Annotated in this window: 15 protein-coding genes and 1 tRNA gene; 9 read left to right on the top strand and 7 right to left on the bottom strand. The window is 50.4% G+C overall.

Features of this window, described 5'->3' with window-relative positions:
- Positions 1-9: 9 nt before the first annotated feature.
- From MPET_RS01740 to serA, 3 genes are all read right to left on the bottom strand, one after another.
- Positions 10-1,287, bottom strand: coding sequence for a COG1361 S-layer family protein (locus MPET_RS01740; RefSeq protein WP_013328298.1), 1,278 nt, complete (start codon positions 1,285-1,287; stop codon positions 10-12).
- A gap of 256 nt (positions 1,288-1,543) precedes the next feature.
- On the bottom strand, positions 1,544-2,179 hold the full coding sequence (locus MPET_RS01735; RefSeq protein ID WP_013328297.1) for a hypothetical protein: 636 nt from the start codon (positions 2,177-2,179) through the stop codon (positions 1,544-1,546).
- 114 nt (positions 2,180-2,293) lie between these two features.
- Positions 2,294-3,880 carry a phosphoglycerate dehydrogenase gene (serA, locus tag MPET_RS01730; RefSeq protein WP_013328296.1) on the bottom strand — a complete coding sequence of 529 codons (1,587 nt, stop codon included), beginning with the start codon at positions 3,878-3,880 and terminating at the stop codon, positions 2,294-2,296.
- 137 nt (positions 3,881-4,017) lie between these two features.
- On the opposite strand from serA, the gene ppsA reads away from it, so the two are divergent.
- Genes ppsA through MPET_RS01700 form a run of 6 tightly spaced genes read left to right on the top strand, consistent with a single transcriptional unit; the run spans position 4,018 to position 10,708 of the window.
- Entirely contained in the window at positions 4,018-6,297 is a 2,280-nt protein-coding gene (gene ppsA / locus MPET_RS01725; RefSeq protein ID WP_013328295.1) for a phosphoenolpyruvate synthase, read from the top strand.
- A 6-nt stretch (positions 6,298-6,303) separates the two neighbouring features.
- Positions 6,304-7,395, top strand: a complete 1,092-nt coding sequence (mfnA, locus tag MPET_RS01720; RefSeq protein WP_013328294.1) for a tyrosine decarboxylase MfnA — start codon at positions 6,304-6,306, stop codon at positions 7,393-7,395.
- Positions 7,395-7,946: a hypoxanthine/guanine phosphoribosyltransferase gene (hpt, locus tag MPET_RS01715; protein WP_013328293.1), complete on the top strand. Its 552-nt coding sequence runs from the start codon at positions 7,395-7,397 to the stop codon at positions 7,944-7,946. The genes mfnA and hpt overlap by 1 nt, the downstream gene beginning before the upstream one ends.
- The gene (dph2, locus tag MPET_RS01710) at positions 7,924-8,919 is read left to right on the top strand and encodes a diphthamide biosynthesis enzyme Dph2 (RefSeq protein WP_013328292.1); all 996 of its coding nucleotides are present in this window, start codon (positions 7,924-7,926) and stop codon (positions 8,917-8,919) included. The genes hpt and dph2 overlap by 23 nt, the downstream gene beginning before the upstream one ends.
- 12 nt (positions 8,920-8,931) lie before the next feature.
- Positions 8,932-9,531 (top strand): METTL5 family protein, encoded by a 600-nt coding sequence (locus MPET_RS01705; RefSeq protein WP_013328291.1) that lies wholly within the window; start codon positions 8,932-8,934, stop codon positions 9,529-9,531.
- Between the two features lie 7 nt (positions 9,532-9,538).
- Complete coding sequence (locus MPET_RS01700) at positions 9,539-10,708, top strand: MFS transporter (RefSeq protein ID WP_013328290.1); 1,170 nt, start codon at positions 9,539-9,541, stop codon at positions 10,706-10,708.
- Between the two features lie 9 nt (positions 10,709-10,717).
- Here MPET_RS01700 and MPET_RS01695 read toward each other — a convergent pair whose 3' ends face one another.
- The gene (locus tag MPET_RS01695) at positions 10,718-11,977 is read right to left on the bottom strand and encodes a HEAT repeat domain-containing protein (RefSeq protein WP_013328289.1); all 1,260 of its coding nucleotides are present in this window, start codon (positions 11,975-11,977) and stop codon (positions 10,718-10,720) included.
- A gap of 269 nt (positions 11,978-12,246) precedes the next feature.
- Between MPET_RS01695 and MPET_RS01690 the strand changes: the two genes are divergently transcribed.
- A tRNA-Gln gene (locus MPET_RS01690) sits at positions 12,247-12,319 on the top strand.
- Between the two features lie 73 nt (positions 12,320-12,392).
- On the opposite strand, the gene MPET_RS01685 is transcribed toward MPET_RS01690, so the two are convergent.
- The 3 genes from MPET_RS01685 to MPET_RS01675 form a co-directional block, all read right to left on the bottom strand.
- Positions 12,393-12,941: a flavin reductase family protein gene (locus MPET_RS01685; RefSeq protein ID WP_013328288.1), complete on the bottom strand. Its 549-nt coding sequence runs from the start codon at positions 12,939-12,941 to the stop codon at positions 12,393-12,395.
- Between the two features lie 23 nt (positions 12,942-12,964).
- Positions 12,965-13,891 (bottom strand): tetratricopeptide repeat protein, encoded by a 927-nt coding sequence (locus tag MPET_RS01680; RefSeq protein ID WP_013328287.1) that lies wholly within the window; start codon positions 13,889-13,891, stop codon positions 12,965-12,967.
- Positions 13,892-14,079: 188 nt separating this feature from the next.
- Positions 14,080-14,307: a hypothetical protein gene (locus MPET_RS01675; protein ID WP_013328286.1), complete on the bottom strand. Its 228-nt coding sequence runs from the start codon at positions 14,305-14,307 to the stop codon at positions 14,080-14,082.
- 101 nt (positions 14,308-14,408) lie between these two features.
- Here MPET_RS01675 and MPET_RS01670 point away from each other — a divergent pair, with 101 nt between their 5' ends.
- Together MPET_RS01670 and cofH are read left to right on the top strand one after the other, a co-directional pair.
- Entirely contained in the window at positions 14,409-15,065 is a 657-nt protein-coding gene (locus tag MPET_RS01670; protein ID WP_013328285.1) for a S26 family signal peptidase, read from the top strand.
- Positions 15,062-16,156 (top strand): 5-amino-6-(D-ribitylamino)uracil--L-tyrosine 4-hydroxyphenyl transferase CofH, encoded by a 1,095-nt coding sequence (gene cofH / locus MPET_RS01665; protein ID WP_013328284.1) that lies wholly within the window; start codon positions 15,062-15,064, stop codon positions 16,154-16,156. Before MPET_RS01670 ends, cofH begins: the two co-directional genes overlap by 4 nt.
- Positions 16,157-16,172 lie beyond the last annotated feature (16 nt).

The following is a 16,172-nucleotide window of genomic DNA, read 5'->3' as shown; positions in this document are numbered from 1 at the left end:
TTTCACCTCCTACTTCCTGTCTCCTTTATTCAGCTTCTCCTTCACGACTTTGACTGCCTTTGCAAGGTATCCCTTCTTCCATGCGACTACAAGGCCAATTACAATAATCAGGCCAATGATTATCTCGGCAATGGGCATATTGGCAAAACCTGCACCGCTCATACCCATCATACCCATTCCGCCGCCACTGGGACCGCCGCTGCCCATTCCAGATGGTGCTCCGCCGGATGAAGCAGAATCATCACCCTCAACAGCCATGCCCGATGAGGAAGCTGAAACAGTATATTCGGATGAGTACGTGTTTCCGTTCTCGTCCTTCCATGTGATTACAAGCGGGAACGAAGAACTGCTTCCCTGAATGGAATATGTGACTTCAAAGCTTGAGAAGTCGTCTGACTCAAGCGAACCGAGAACATACTGCTTATACGGCTCTATAGCTTCTGCAGGAGATCCCACGGTCACAATAACCGAATAGGCATCTTCAAGTCCTGCATTTGAGACATCACCTGTCACCGTTCCTCCGGAGACCTCGACATTGTTGATGACCAGATCGGCACCGGTCGTATCCTCTCCGAATTCTACAGGAACGGATATCTCGGACGTATGCGAATTCATACCGTTATTCCATTCGGCATTCAGTTTCAGTGTCGTCTCCTTTGACGGAGTAATCTCGAATGTAACATCCACATATTCGTTCGGTTCGAGTGCACCTACGAAAAAGCTCGTCTGATCTGATTCTATCCCGTCGCCGGATGCGTATATTATTACACCGTCTGCAGTCACCTGACTTGGATTTCCTACCCGGATCTGGATGGACTTCGACACATCTTCCTGCCATGCATCAGGCGAGTTGATAACCGAGATGGTTAATCCCGTGTCATCCACTTTTACCGGCACATTGTATGAGAGACCGCTTGAACCGTAGAAATCAAGATAAAATCTCGGATAATAAATGCCCTCTTTCAGAGGCGCCTTCACATTGAAGGTAAATTCCATTGAGTTTCCTGCACCCAATGCTCCAACAGTATCATATGCCTCATCATTGAGGTTTGTTACATCCTGGGAATAAATCTCAGCCCTGCTGATGGTTACACTTTCATCCCCTGTATTCTTTACAGTTATAGTGATTGTTCCCTCATCTCCGGGCATAAAGACTTCAGGATCGTATTCGACTGAGGTTACGGTTACATCCGTATAGGATGAATCTTCGCTGTCATCTGCTGCTGCAATAAACGGGATTGCAGCAAACAAAACCAATAATATTAGAAATATGTTTATTCTTTTCATATCTGAAAACCTACTTTCCATTTCAGCTAAAAGATCAGGAGTTACACATTGGGCAAATCCTGATCCTAACAACAGGATGCACACAGTGAACCCTGAGATTTGGTATAATATACTTTACATTTAGTAAAAAGATATCTACTAAAAGTATTTATAAACTTTCATCAAACCAGCCAGGCCGATGAAAAGGCAAAAAAACTAAAATTTTATATTCAGAGAATTTAAGAGCAGAAAAGTCTGTAACAGTAATAAAGATGAGTTATTTCTGATCCTCACCATCGATGAAACGCATCAGACGCGCCCCGGCAATACTGATCAGCTCGTTCTCCCGGAGCAGTGACGAGATGAGATCGACAGGTTCAAAATCATGTATATCCATCTCATCCTTCAAAAATTCCCTGAATCTGCCGACAAGGTGATTGTTAAACCGCCGGGGGTTGTTCATGACGGGATCGGCGATCTTAAGGCTTCCTTCAGATGCAACTTCATCCCACTCGATCCTGCCCTTATCAAAGAGCCTGCCAAGATTGTCAAGCGTGATCCATTCGCTTCCGAGTTTATTCCTGACATCTTCACCGCTGTTTCGGATCTCTGCTATAAGTCCGCGGAACTCCCCTACAAAATCCCTGTAGCTTCTCAGAAATTCATTGAACACCTGGTCTGCCTGCCAGAGGGGATCAGGTGGATCGATGACCATTCCAAGAACAGATGACCCGAACGCGATGTAGATGCTCTCCATGAGCTTCTCCATGCTCTCGATCGTTTTCCTGAACCGGGCATGGAGGGGACTTTCCATTTCGGGCTGAGTATCCTCAGCCGCATACAGCCTGTCGTAAGTGGTCTTCAGGAGTGCCGATAAAGACACCATCGCGGAAAGAAAGGATATTATTCTCATATATACCAAATCCCAGATAATCTAACCATGACTGGTATTTCATTTACCACTAAAAAAAGCACTCCATCCGTATTTCGTTCGTTTAGAAAAAGATCGATAAAAAATGATTTTTGATTATATATGAGCGTATTTGGCGGTGTAAACTCCTTCAATCTTCAGGATCTTGTCCATCGCCTCCTGGGGGACCTCGGAATCCACATTGAGGACCATTACCGCCTCTTCGCCGGGCTGGTTCCTTCCTACCTGCATGCCCGCAATATTTACGCCGTACTTTCCGATGATCGTTGCAAAATGCCCGATAACACCGGGGACATCATGATGCCTTGAGATGACTACATCTCCTCCGGGAGTCATATCGGTCATGTACTCGCCGATCTTTACAATTCTGAGTTTCTCCGGGGAAGATACGTTTCCGCTTACTGTCTCGGACATCTTGTCCGTCTTTATCGATATTGTGACAAGGTTAGTAAATCCAAGTGACTTGTCAGTGATAACTTCGGAAACCCTGATGCCTCTCTCCTTTGCCGCCAGTTCTGCATTGACGATATTGACCGGCGTCTGGAGGATCGGATCGAGGATTCCCTTAAGGGCCATTCTTGTGATATATTTAGAACCGCTTCCGAATTCAGCCGCTTTTCCGCCGTACTCGATCTCTACGGATTCGATCCTTCCCTCTACAAGCTGTATGAGAAGGCTTCCCATATTCCTGACAAGTTTCACATAAGGATCGATCCTGTCCTGCTGATCGGGAGAGATCATCGGGGCGTTTACAACGAACTTGGCCGATCCGCCCTTAAGAACCTCGATGCACTGCTTCGCAACCGAGACTGCGACATTCAGCTGGGCTTCAACAGTCGACGCACCGAGATGCGGTGTCGTTATGACCTCGTCGAGAGTTATGATCTTCGAGTCCTTCGGCGGTTCGTTCTCGTATACGTCGAGCGCCGCACCCGCAACCTTTCCTGCAACTATCGCATCATAAAGATCGGATTCGTTGATTATGCCTCCGCGTGCACAGTTGATGATCCTGACGCCATCCTTCATGACTGCGATGGACTTCTTGTTGATGAGGTGCTTCGTCTCCTTGATAAGAGGCGTGTGGACTGTAATGAAGTCGGCAACAGGGAAGAGCTGATCGAGGGTCATTACCTCGACGCCGAGCTCTTTGGCCCTCTCCTCGTTGATATACGGGTCGTATGCCACGACCTTCATATCGAGAGCGATTGCACGCCTTGCAAGCTCCTGCCCGATCCTGCCGAATCCTACTATACCGAGCGTCTTTTCATTCAGCTCGACACCCATGAAGGCCGATCTCTTCCATTCACCCCTCTTTACCGAGGCGGTCGCCTGAGGGATCTTTCTCGCAAGAGAGGCCATCATGGCAAGGGTGTGCTCGCATGCTGCAAGGGTGTTTCCTGCAGGAGCATTGGCAACGATGATGCCGCGCTGGGTTGCCGCATTGGTATCGATATTGTCTACACCGGCACCTGCCCTTCCGATAAACTTCAGTTTTGCTGCAGCTTCGATCACATTCGCGGTAACTTCCGTGCCGCTTCTTACAAGAAGGCCGTCATAATCGCCGATTATCTTTATAAGTTCGTCTTCGGAGAGGCCTGTATTGATATCCACTTCGCAGAAGCCGCGAAGGATCTCTATTCCTTCATCTGCCAGCGGGTCGCTGACCAGCACTTTATATGTCACTTGATAATCCCCGTAATTATTTCTACATATTATATCTTGATATTTTTCTCCCGCCACGCCCGGCACCAGTTAGCAAACATAAATTATCCTTGTAGTTCAAGATATTTACACAACCTGTTACCGGGTGGTTTTTCAGCATGAGCAAAATGCCAGATATTCTGTGGTTAGCAGATATTAAAAAGGAAGATATTCCGTCTGTAGGGGGAAAAGGAGCCTCTTTAGGCGAAATGACAGCGGTGGGCCTTCCTGTTCCGCCTGCATTTGTCGTGACTGCACAGGCATTCAGAAAATTCCTTGTAACATCGGGAATAGACGAAAAGATCTTTTCCACTCTCAAAGATATCGACGTTGAAGATTCGGATCTTTTAGAAAACGTAGCGGAAAAAGTGAAAGAGATCGTGATGTCCGCAAAGATGCCTGAAGATATCAGAAACGAGACCATTTCTGCATACGATAAGATGGGCGACGATGCGGTTGTCGCGGTAAGGTCGAGCGCAACCGCAGAGGACCTGCCTGATGCAAGTTTTGCCGGGCAGCAGGAGACTTATCTCAATATTTCAGGCGAGAAGAACCTCATCGAGTCTCTTCAGAAATGCTGGGCCTCGCTATATGGCGCGAGAGCGATATACTACAGGGTAAAGCAGGGTTTCGACCACAGTGCAGTAGATATCGCAGTGGTCGTCCAGAAACTTGTATATTCCGAAAAATCGGGCGTCATGTTCTCCTCCCATCCGGTGACCGGAGAGCCGACAACGATAATTGAAGGATCATGGGGTCTCGGGGAGGCTGTCGTATCAGGGATGGTCTCTCCCGATAATTATGTCTATGACAGCAGGTCCGGGCGCGTAATCGACCGTTATATCGCAACGAAAGAGATCGAGATCCTTCCTGACGGAACGCACGGCACAAAGGAGATCAGGGTACCTGACGAGAGGCAGAAGACAGCGGTTCTCTCCGACGCCGAGATAGCAAGGCTGGCAAAGTTTGCAAAGATATCGGAAGAGCATTACGGCGTCCCGCAGGATGTCGAGTGGGGTATAGTAGGAGATGAGATCTTCATTCTCCAGTCCCGCCCTATAACAACCATAAAAGGCACAGCTACTACTAAAAAGGGTGAAAAGGTGGAAGGAAGCGGAAATATCATACTCGAGGGGCAGGGGGCGTCCCCGGGAATCGCAACAGGAAAAGTTGTAATCGTCGGATCGACAAAGGACCTGAGCAAGGTCAACACCGGGGACATTATGGTCGCAAAGATGACCAACCCGGACATGGTCCCTGCAATGAGGAAGGCAGCGGCAATTATTACCGACGAAGGCGGAATGACATGCCATGCAGCGATTGTAAGCCGTGAACTCGGGACACCTGCGGCCGTAGGAACGAAGAAGGCAACAAGCATTCTCATCGACGGCCAGGTGGTCTCGGTCGACGGAGAGAAGGGTCTCGTCTATGAAGGCAGGATCTCGATACCGGAGAGTGCCGTGCCTGCGGCAGCTGCTCCTGCAGGAGTTGCCGTTTCTTCAGCCCCGATTATTACAGCAACGAGCATAAAGGTCAACGTATCCCTTCCCGAAGCAGCCAAGAGGGCGGCTGCCACCGGCGCAGACGGTGTAGGCCTGCTCAGGATCGAACACCTCATCCTGGGTCTCGGAAAGACTCCCGGCTGGTTCATCAGGAACAAGAAGGAAGAGGACTTCATAAACGAACTCTATGTCGGTATAAAGACTGTCATGGACGAGTTCCCCGGAAAACCGGTCTGGGTCAGGACGATCGATGCACCGACGGATGAATTCCGCAACATGAAGGGCGGAGAGGACGAGCCCGAGGAGCACAACCCTATGCTCGGGTGGCGCGGAATCCGCCGCGATCTCCAGAGCAAAGACCAGTTCAGGCTCCAGATAGAGGCATTCAAGAGACTCTGGGAACAGGGGTACGACAATCTCGGCATTATGTTCCCGCTCGTCGGCCACCCCGACGAATTCGTAGCTGCAAAGGAGCTCATGCGTGAATTCGGAGTGGATGTGGATAACAAAACTCTCGGAATAATGATCGAGATACCCTCAAGTGCAATACTAATCGATGATTTCATCAAAGAGGGAATCGCCTTCGCTTCGTTCGGAACAAACGACCTGATCCAGTACACGCTCGCAATCGACAGGAACAACCAGAACGTCGCGGATATGTACAAGCCCAAGCACCCGGCTGTCCTGAAGTTAATAAAATACGCAATAGAGAAATGCAGGGCTGGAGGAGTCGAGTGCTCGATCTGCGGACAGGCAGGATCGGATCCCGAGATGGTGAAGTGGCTCGTCGAGACGGGAATCACAAGTGTCTCGGCAAACATCGATGCGGTGCAGAAGATCCGCGAGACAGCTGCACGCACCGAAAAGAAGATCCTGCTCGATGCTGCAAGGAAGTAACTTCAGATGCTGGAAGACGGACTCCGGGAAGACGAACTGTTCCGGCATCTCTCCTCGATAAAGGAGAAAGACAGGAGCTACCGGAAGGTGCTCTCGTCGATGTGCTCGATTCCGCACCCGGTGGCGGTCAGGGCGCACAACATTTTTATCGAATCCAATCTTGGAGACCCGGGACTTTTTATGGGAACCGCCTCGCTTGAGGCAGAACTTATCGAAAGACTGGGAAGCCTGATGAGTCTCCCCGAAGCGTGCGGTTATGCAACATCCGGAGGAACCGAATCGAATATACAGGCTCTCAGGATCGCAAGGGAGAATGCAGGTAAAAAGAGCCCGAATGTGATAATTCCCGAATCAGCACATTTCTCTTTTGAGAAGGCATGCGACATTCTTTCAATAGAGATGCGGCAGGCCCCGTCGACAGAAAAGTACATCGTCGATACTGAAAGAATGGAAGACCTGATCGACGGAAATACCATAGGAATGGTGGGTGTCGCCGGAACGACGGAGTATGGAACCGTCGACCCGATAGAGCACCTCTCGGATATCGCATTGGACAGGGATCTCTTCCTGCATGTCGATGCGGCGTTCGGCGGGCTTGTCCTCCCGTTCATCAAGGGATCGCCTCCTTTCGACTTCAGGCTCGACGGAGTATCCAGCATCTCCGTCGATCCGCACAAGATGGGGATGTCCACGATACCGTGCGGGTGTATCATGGTCAGGAACCCGGACTTTTTCAGGTCGACAGAGGTGGACACCCCATACCTTACAGTAAAGAAGGAATGCACGCTCTGCGGGACAAGACCCGGAGGCCCGGTGGCGGGAGCGCTCGCGGTCCTCGATCATCTCGGGCGAAAAGGTATGATTGAAGTCGTCGAAAGGTGCATGGAGAACACACGCTTCCTCATCAGGGGAATGGAAGAGCTCGGGCATCCCGTTGCAGTACAGCCTTCGGTAAATGTCGCATCTTTCTCCTGCGATGAAACTCCGGACGGATGGATCGTATCGAGGACACGGCACGGGCACATGAGAACGGTATGCATGCCGCATATAACAAGGGAGACACTTGAAGAATTTTTAAAAGACGTTGGTGAGATGTAATGTTCAACAAACTCGTGGAATCACTGGAAAAATGCCCCATCGTAAAAAGAGGAGAATACAACTATTTTATCCACCCCATCAGCGACGGAGTCCCGATCGTCGAACCTGAACTCCTCAGGGAGGTTGCTGCACTCATGCTCAGGAACCTCGATCTGGATCATGCGGACAAACTGGTTGTCGCAGAGGCGATGGGCATACATATCGGCGTGGCGCTCTCGCTGATAACCGACCTCCCCCTGACAATAGTCAGGAAGAGAAAATACGAACTCCCCGGGGAACTTCCGCTTCACCAGACGACCGGCTATTCGAAGGGTGAACTCTACTTAAACGGAATTGAAGAAGGTGACCGTGTCGTAATAGTTGACGATGTCTTCTCGACCGGAGGAACTATGAAGGCTCTCCTCAAAGGACTCGAACAGAAGAATGCCGAGGTTGTCGACGTTCTTGTTGTGATCAAACGCGGCGAATGCGACATCGGCAGGCCGTACAAATACCTCGTCGAGATCGATGTCGACGAAACCGGTGTGAATGTCATCAAAAAGAACTACTGAGAGTGTTCAGGCACAACCAGAAGATCTGACTGTAAGAATTCTCTCACTGTTAAAGGAAAAAGAGAAAGAGAGGCCTGTGCGGAAGGTCGCTCTCCAGTTCCCGGAGGGACTGAAAAGAAAGGCCCATGGGATTTCGGAAGCCCTCAGGAGAGCGGGCTACGAGATCGTAATCTCGGGCGAACCGTGCTGGGGTGCCTGCGATCTCGACCTTGACCTGTTGAAAAACTCCGATATTCTCATCCATATCGGGCACGCTCCCGTGGACGAAAGAGAGAACGTCATCTTCGAGTACTTCAGCCAGGATTTCGACATCTCCCAGCTGGAGGATGCCATAACCTCGATCGAATCCAGAAGAGTCGGACTGATTACCACAATCCAGCATGTCCACCTGCTGGACGATATCATACAATTTTTCAGTGATCGCGGCATCGAATGTGTAATCGCTGCAGGAAGCGAGAGAACACCGTTTAAGGGCCAGGTTCTCGGGTGCACATTTGAAGCTGCAAAAAATACAGGATGCAGCGAGATCGTCTATATCGGAACGGGGCTTTTTCATCCGCTCGGAGTGCACCTTGCGACCGGTGCGAGAGTCGTAGCATTCGATCCCTACACAGGCAGAACCGAGATCCCGGACGAACGCCGCATGCTCATAAAGAGGCATGCACTTATCGAAAAGGCGAAGGAGGCACGGAGCTTCGGGATACTCCTGAGCAAAAAATCAGGGCAGAGGAGAGAGGAGCTCGCAAGAAAGCTTGAAGTTCTCTCGGACAAGGCCGACATAATCGAGATCGGCGAGATCACACCGGACGCCCTCCTGAACTTCGGGTATGATGTCTACGTCAATACGGCATGCCCGAGGCTTGCATATGACGACCAGGCAAGATTCCCGGTTCCGGTTCTCTCCCCGCAGGAGTTTGAGATCGTCTGCGGTGCCAGGGAATGGGAAGAGTTCGAAATCGACGAGATCACGTGAGGAGGGCGGCATATGAAACTCAGAAAACTCGAGATGCTCCTTGAAGGATTCGAGGCGTTCGAAAATCCCGACCCTGCTCTCGAACAGTACATGACACCTCCTGTTGTCGCCGCGAGACTTCTCTACCATGCATATATGAAAGGAGATATCGAAGGGCGGTCTGTCCTCGATCTCGGATGCGGAACAGGCATCTTTGCATGCGGTGCGGCTCTTCTCGGCGCTGAGCAGGTCACTGGAGCGGACATCGATCCCGCCGCCGTTGCGGCAGCTTACAGGAACGCAGAAAGAGCTGGAGTAACGGCCGATTTTGTTGTAAGCGACATCCCGGATTTCAATTGCAGAAGCTTCGACACCGCCGTCATGAATCCCCCGTTCGGCGCCCAGAAAAAATATGCCGACAGGCCGTTTATCGACAAGGCTCTCAAATGCGCCGGTGTAACCTACGGGATATTCAACGAGGGCAGCACCCCGTTCATAAGATCCTATATCAGCGGAAGGGGCGTGATCGATGAGACTGTAAGATGCGACTTTCCGATTAAAAGGACCTTCGCGCACCACAGGAAGGACAGTCTTGAGATCAGGGTTGAAATAATCCGGATTACTAAAATATAACACAGAAATGGAGAAAACTACACGCTCTATACTAGGGCTCTCGGCAGCCCACATGGTGAACGACATCTATTCACCGGTTCTGCCCGCAATTCTCCCGCTCCTTATTCTCCAGAACGGGTATTCGTATTTTCTTGCAGGTTTGATCGTCACTGCATACAACCTTTCATCATCCTTCACACAGCCGGTTGTCGGGTGGCTTTATGACAAAAAGAACATCCGCATGCCGGTTGCGGTAAGCGTGATGATCTCCGCTTTCTTCATGTCCTTCATCGGGTTTGTGGAGGACTATTACTTCCTGATCGCCTTTGCAATCATAGGCGCACTCGGGCATGCGTTCTTTCACCCGAGTGCACTAGGTCTTGTGAGCAGGATGGCTGCCGGGGCGAACCGCGGGAGGCTGACATCGCTGTTCGTTGTCGGAGGGAACCTCGGCTTCGCCATAGGGCCGATCCTTGCGGGAGTCGCGGTCGCGAGCTACGGTCTTCACGGCCTTGCTCTTATAATAATTCCGGGAATTTTAATCGTCCCCCTGCTGAGAAAGGTGCTTCCCCCCGTATCCGAACTTGAGAACAGTTACTCCAAAGATAACGGGAAGAAAGATCCGGAAGCAAAGTTCCCATACCTCCCGATCACCCTTCTTGTGACGGCATCGGCCTTCAGGGCATGGGTAATCTTCGGGTCTGTTGCATACCTCCCGACCTATCTTGCAAAGACCGGGATGAGCCTTGTAACTGCAAACCTCCTGACATCCGGGATGCTCATGGCAGGTGTCGTAGGGCAGGTAATAGGAGCGGGAATGTCTGATAAATACGGGCGGAAGGAATACGTCCTTGCAAGCCTTATACTCTCGATCCTGCCGTTCACACTCTTCATAATGTCCGATGGAATCATCTCCCTGATATCGCTGATGGCGTTCGGCTACCTCCTCTGGTCTTCGTTCTCGGTTACGGTCGCGATGTCGCACGAGATGGCCCCCCAGGGAACAGGGACCGTCTCAGGTCTTATGCTCGGCCTCGCGGTTGGCGCAGGCGGACTGGGTGTTGCGATTACCGGGTATATTGCCGATATTACGAACGTCTCAACAGCCTTCGGACTCCTCGTCATCCCTGTGGTAATATCGATATTGATCTTCTCTGCGACCCCCTACCCGTGGAAATCGATACGCAGGAAGATCTGAAATAAAAAATCAAATCTTATAATTTTGTCTAAGTATATCTTCGGCCTCTGAAGAGACCTCGGGATCATTATCATCAAGCGCCACTCTCATCGCTTCGTACGCGACGGCAGTCCCAATCAGTTCCAGGGAATGAACGGCCCTTATACGGACTTCGGCATCCTCTTCCTCTTCCAGAACCCTGACAAGCGGTTCGACAGCCTCATCCTTACCGCTGCGGCCGAGGCCGCCGACGGCTGCCAGCCTCACCCCGCGTGACTCGTCGCCGAGCATACCGACAAGATAATCGAGATTCTCCTCCCGTCCGACACGTGCAAGCGATTTGACGACCTCTTTTCGGACATAATGACTCCTGTCATCCAGCATGCCTGTGAGGAGGGGCACTGCATCATGGCTGCCTATTATTCTCAGGGCGACTACGGAACCTGCCCGGATCTTCCATTTTTCACTAGTAAGACCTCTCTTCAGGGCTGGTACCGAAGGTTCTCCGATCCTTGCAAGGGCCTGGGTAGCGGCGTTGTGCACCCTGCGTGAAGGATCTGCCATAGCCGCAACGAGCAGGTCGATAGAGTCGGTATCATCCATTTCACCCAGGAGCCTAGCGCAGTTTTCCCTCACGGGAATAGAATCGCTCTTCAGTCCCCTGACTATATAAGGAATTGCAGGAACTCCTATCGCCTTGAGGGCCGCCGAGGTGTTCCTTGTCACCAGCTCCTCGCCATGCCGGAACGATTCTATAAGAGGGTTTATCTGCGAAGGGCCTATTGACGGTGTGCGTCTAATCAGGCCGGCGTTCCCGCCGCTTGCGGCAGGTGCCGGTGATGATTCGGCACTTAAAGGCGCCTGTAAAGCAGGAGGAGCGATGCTTTCCCCGGATGCCGTGTCTTCCCCGGTTTTTCCCAACTGGACCTGCGGAATTGCAAGTATGGCGATAAAGACCCACAGATAGATGAAAGATGTAAAGACCATAAACAGGGCATCGAGGCTCCACCCGTTCATCAGGAATCCGGAGATAAGACAGAAGAAAATCAAAGAAAAAATGATGAAGTGCGCCAGCCTCTTCTTGGGATACCAAAGAGCGGTCAGCACAAGGGGAATATAAAACAGGTGAGGAATAAGACGGGCGAGGATGTAGCCCATCTCCCCTCCAATGGGCGAGAACGCATATATCGCCAGAATTCCGACAACCAGAAAATACACCACGAGCACGAATAACCTGACAAAATCGCCATTATTCCGGTTGACAGTCTCCAGGTGCCCTGCGATTCTCATATATAATCGAAATTGGGCTCTAAAGCTGTTAAAGTTTTTTAATCCAATCGAAAAACAGTGATAAACAATTTAATTAATCTGTCCAGAATATGAATATATCGAGGGCAAAGAGACCGGGCCCTCCTCCCGCCTTATGGAAAAGAGGTTTTCTGTATTGAAAAGAAGCCCAAGAGCCCTTCAACCATCCTGATGATATATTGCATTCAAGAATAATTATATCCGCACAGTTCCAAAATTATTAGAGCCTTTACTGATAAAGGACTAAACAGACCCCCGTAGTGTAGTGGTCAATCATTCCGGCCTTTGGAGCCGGAAACGGCGGTTCGAATCCGCCCGGGGGTATTATTTTCTTTATGCACCTGTGCCGAACGATCAGGCCCGAATAAAAAATAAGATTCCGGGATTCATCACCGGGCTACAAACACTCTGGAAACTTCACCATCCTGTCCTTGAGATCGACGGACTCCCCGTCGACGACGAATGTTCCGTCGCCGTTCGCATGGAAAGTCCGCCTTTCTTTGTGCTCCGGGTCGGTCCATGCCTTTACCGCTTCGAGGACGAAGAGCCCGTATTTGTCAACCATGCTCCTGTCGACGACCCGGCATTCTATGTTGGCGAAGCACTCCGCCAGAAGCGGGGCCTTCACTTTCCCGGCCGGAAGCGGAGTCAGGCCGAATTCTTCGAACTTGTCGACGTCCTTCCCGGAGCAGTTCCCTATATCCACGGTTTTCTTCATCATCTCAACCGTAGGTATGCCGATGACACACTCCCCTGTGGCATAAAGCGCCTCGAAGCTGTAATCTTCCGGGCTGATAATGCAGCCTATCAAAGGCGGAACGAATTCCATCGCCATGTGCCAGCTCATCGTCATGATATTAGGTCGTCCATTGCTGGAAGTCGTCACAAGGACGACCGGACCTGGTTCAATCAGCTTGAATACCTTTCCAAGATCGTAATCTTCCATCTGAAACACCTAGGGAATTTAGATCACTCTCTGATCCTCTTCATCAGGTCATCAATATTCTTCCTGATCGCCTCATCATCCGGATCAAGCGAGCGTGCCCTTTCATAAGCGACGAGAGCCTCCCTGTACCTGCCGAGATCCACCAGAACACAGCCTTTGTTGTCAAGAGCGAGTATATTCGACGGATCGAGGATCAATGCCTGGTCGAAGTATGCAAGGGCACGTTCGGATTCACCTGAAGCCGCATATGCAATTCCACAGTTTACAATTGTCGGGACATGGGCGGGATTCAGATCGAGAGCCTGGTTGTAGATCTTTATCGCTTCCTTCGTCCTTCCAAGTTCACTCAACAGGTTTGCTTTATTATTCATAGCCATAATATTGCCGGGATTTAGTCTCAGGGCCCCGTCAAGAGCGATAAGCGCTTCATCGTTCCTCCTGAGACCGATAAGTGAATACGCCTTGTTCACCAGTACCGGACTGTTTCCGGGCTCAATCTCCAGTGCCCGTTCGTACATCAGAAGTGCTTCTTCATCCCGGCCCATATCGGAAAGGACGTTGCCCCTGTTGTTTAAGGCCATTACATTATCAGGCTCTGCTTCAAGGGCTTTATCGTACAGTTCAAGAGCCTCTTCAAACCTCTCAAGCCTTCGCAGTACATTTGCCATGTTGTTAAGAGCTGCATCATATAGAATGGGGTTCTCAGGGACAATCCGCAGGACGTCCCTGAAGACTTCCAGTGCTTCATCATTCCTCCCCAGGATGGAGAGGATGTTTCCCTTCCTGTTTTGTGCAGCAAGGTAGCCGTCATCGGTGGCACGAATCAGATCATAGGCAGAAAGGGCCTCCTCGTATTTGCTCTCCTCAAACAGCGGGTCGCCTTCTTCAAGCAATCTTTCAGCATCCGGCGTTCCGGCTGAATCTCCGGAACCGGTCTTTCTCTCGGTCATATAACTCAAACTCCACAACTTCCCTAGGGGGTTAATCCGGTATAATTGTTAGGGAGAATTCAACAGATCGATTTCTCCTCAGGAGATAGAGATAAGCCCGGAAGATCAGGGATTCTATGAAAAACCATTACAAAGTCAATACAAGGGAAATGCCCGGAACAGACACCGGCATGTAGTCTTTGTTTTATCTACCTGTCGGCCGGACTGTCATTGCAGTTCTCTTTTTTTGAAAAAGGACAGCTCCTGAAGACCGCAGACAGGCATATGCACAGAAGCCCTCCCATGACAAATGAAATCGATATCGCAAGATTATAGCTCTGCAGGCCGGCAGTAATAAGCGCCGTCAGGAAAGTGAACGCAAGGACGATAATTGCAATCAGCAATCCCATCCCGAGGCTCAGGTAACCGGATTCCATCGATCTATCATTGGGCAACACAAATATATAACTATCCGAAAATTCACATTGTGCTTCAAAAGTTATTTTTATGCAACAGATCCAACAGTTTCTGTTAAACTATGAAAAAACCCGAATCAGGTAATAAACCGAAAGAATCTCTAATTAAAAGGTTTTTAAAGAGTGAGGAGCCGGCTTTTTCACTGGCACGCGACGCAGCATGGATCGTGCTGGTCGTAGGCCTTGTCGCACTCCTGCTCTTTTTATTTTCAGGCACCTGGCCGGCAGTGGTTGCAGTCGAGTCTGAGAGCATGGTTCCAAATATGAATAAAGGAGACCTCGTCTTTGTCGTCGCCGCAGACAGGTACGGCGAACTGCAGACATGGAACGAAAGCCTGTCGACAGGCTACGGTAAATTCAACGAGTATCCTAATCTTTACGGCAATGCTGTCTACGGAGACGTAATTATCTACAAGCCGAACGGGGTGGACAGTGTTCATCCGATCATCCATCGTGCAGTTGAATGGTACGACAATGCAAGCGACGGGGGATACATTACCTGGGGTGACAACAACCCATACCCCGACCAAATGGGAGGAATTTCAGGAATCGGACAGCTAATGCCTGTTGAAAAGGAATGGATCGTAGGAAAGGCCTGGTTCGCAATTCCCCTCGTAGGATATATCCCGCTGCACATAATCGAATTCGCAATACTGATAATAATCCTTATGTTTGCTCATGAACTGTATCTGAATTCCAGGGAGAAAAAGAAGAAATGAAGGACGCAGAGCTTAAGAACCTTTTGAACGATGTTCTCGAAGGACACAGGATGACCGAGGAAGAGGCGGTCTCGCTGATGATGATCCGTGACCGGAATATCTTCAGGATTGCCGAAGCGGCAGATCGGTTAAGGGAAAGAAAGGTAGGAGACATTGTGACTTATGTCAGGAACCACAACCTCCACGTTACGAACATCTGCAAAAATCTCTGCGGCTTCTGTGGTTTCGGCAGGCCGAAGAAGGCCGAGGACGCCTACCTTCATGACGAAGAAGAGATCAGGGCACGGGCTCTCTTGGCAAAGGAGAGAAACGTAACAGAGATCTGCCTTCTTTCAGGAGTCCACCCGGATTTCGACGCGGAAAGATACGCTGAGATCATATCCTGGGTGCATGATGTTATTCCCGAAGCGGATATCCATACTATGAGCCCTGACGAGATCTCCTATTCTGCAAAAAAAAGCGGGATTTCGACAAAAGAGGTCATCGGGATGATGAGAAGTGCTGGCCTCGGAACTCTCCAGGGAACTGCGGCCGAGATCCTCGTGGACAGCGTCAGAAAGACAATCTGCCCGGCCAAGGTACCGACGGCAGAATGGGTCAGGATAATAAAGGAAGCTCATTCTATGGGGATAAAGTCAACTGCAACGATATTACCCGGTTCGGTGGAGACCGAGGCGGACAGGGTAGAACACCTGAGAGTCCTGAGAGGAATACAGGATGAAACCGGAGGATTCACCGAACTCGTTCCGCTCCCCTATCTCCACCACAACACTCCCCTGTTCAACAAGGGACTTGCCCCGCCAGGCGCCACAGGAAGAACGGACATACTTCTCTTCGCAGTATCAAGGCTCTATCTCGACAACTTCGACAACATCCAGATCTCGTGGGGAAAACTGGGACGGAAATTCACCCAGGTAGGCCTTTTATCAGGAGGAAACGACTTCGGAGGAACGATGTTCTCCGATGAGGTATCCGTGGATGCAGGCGGCGACGAATCGGACTACCTCGATCCCGGTGAGATGAAGCGCATAACCGAAGATATCGGCAGGGTTTTGAAACAGAGATCGACAACCTACGAAATCCTGGATTAATCAATAAAGAAATATT

The organism is Methanolacinia petrolearia DSM 11571, from assembly GCF_000147875.1.
Taxonomy (GTDB): Archaea; Halobacteriota; Methanomicrobia; order Methanomicrobiales; family Methanomicrobiaceae; genus Methanolacinia; species Methanolacinia petrolearia.
This window is presented reverse-complemented; position numbering and strand designations above follow the sequence as displayed.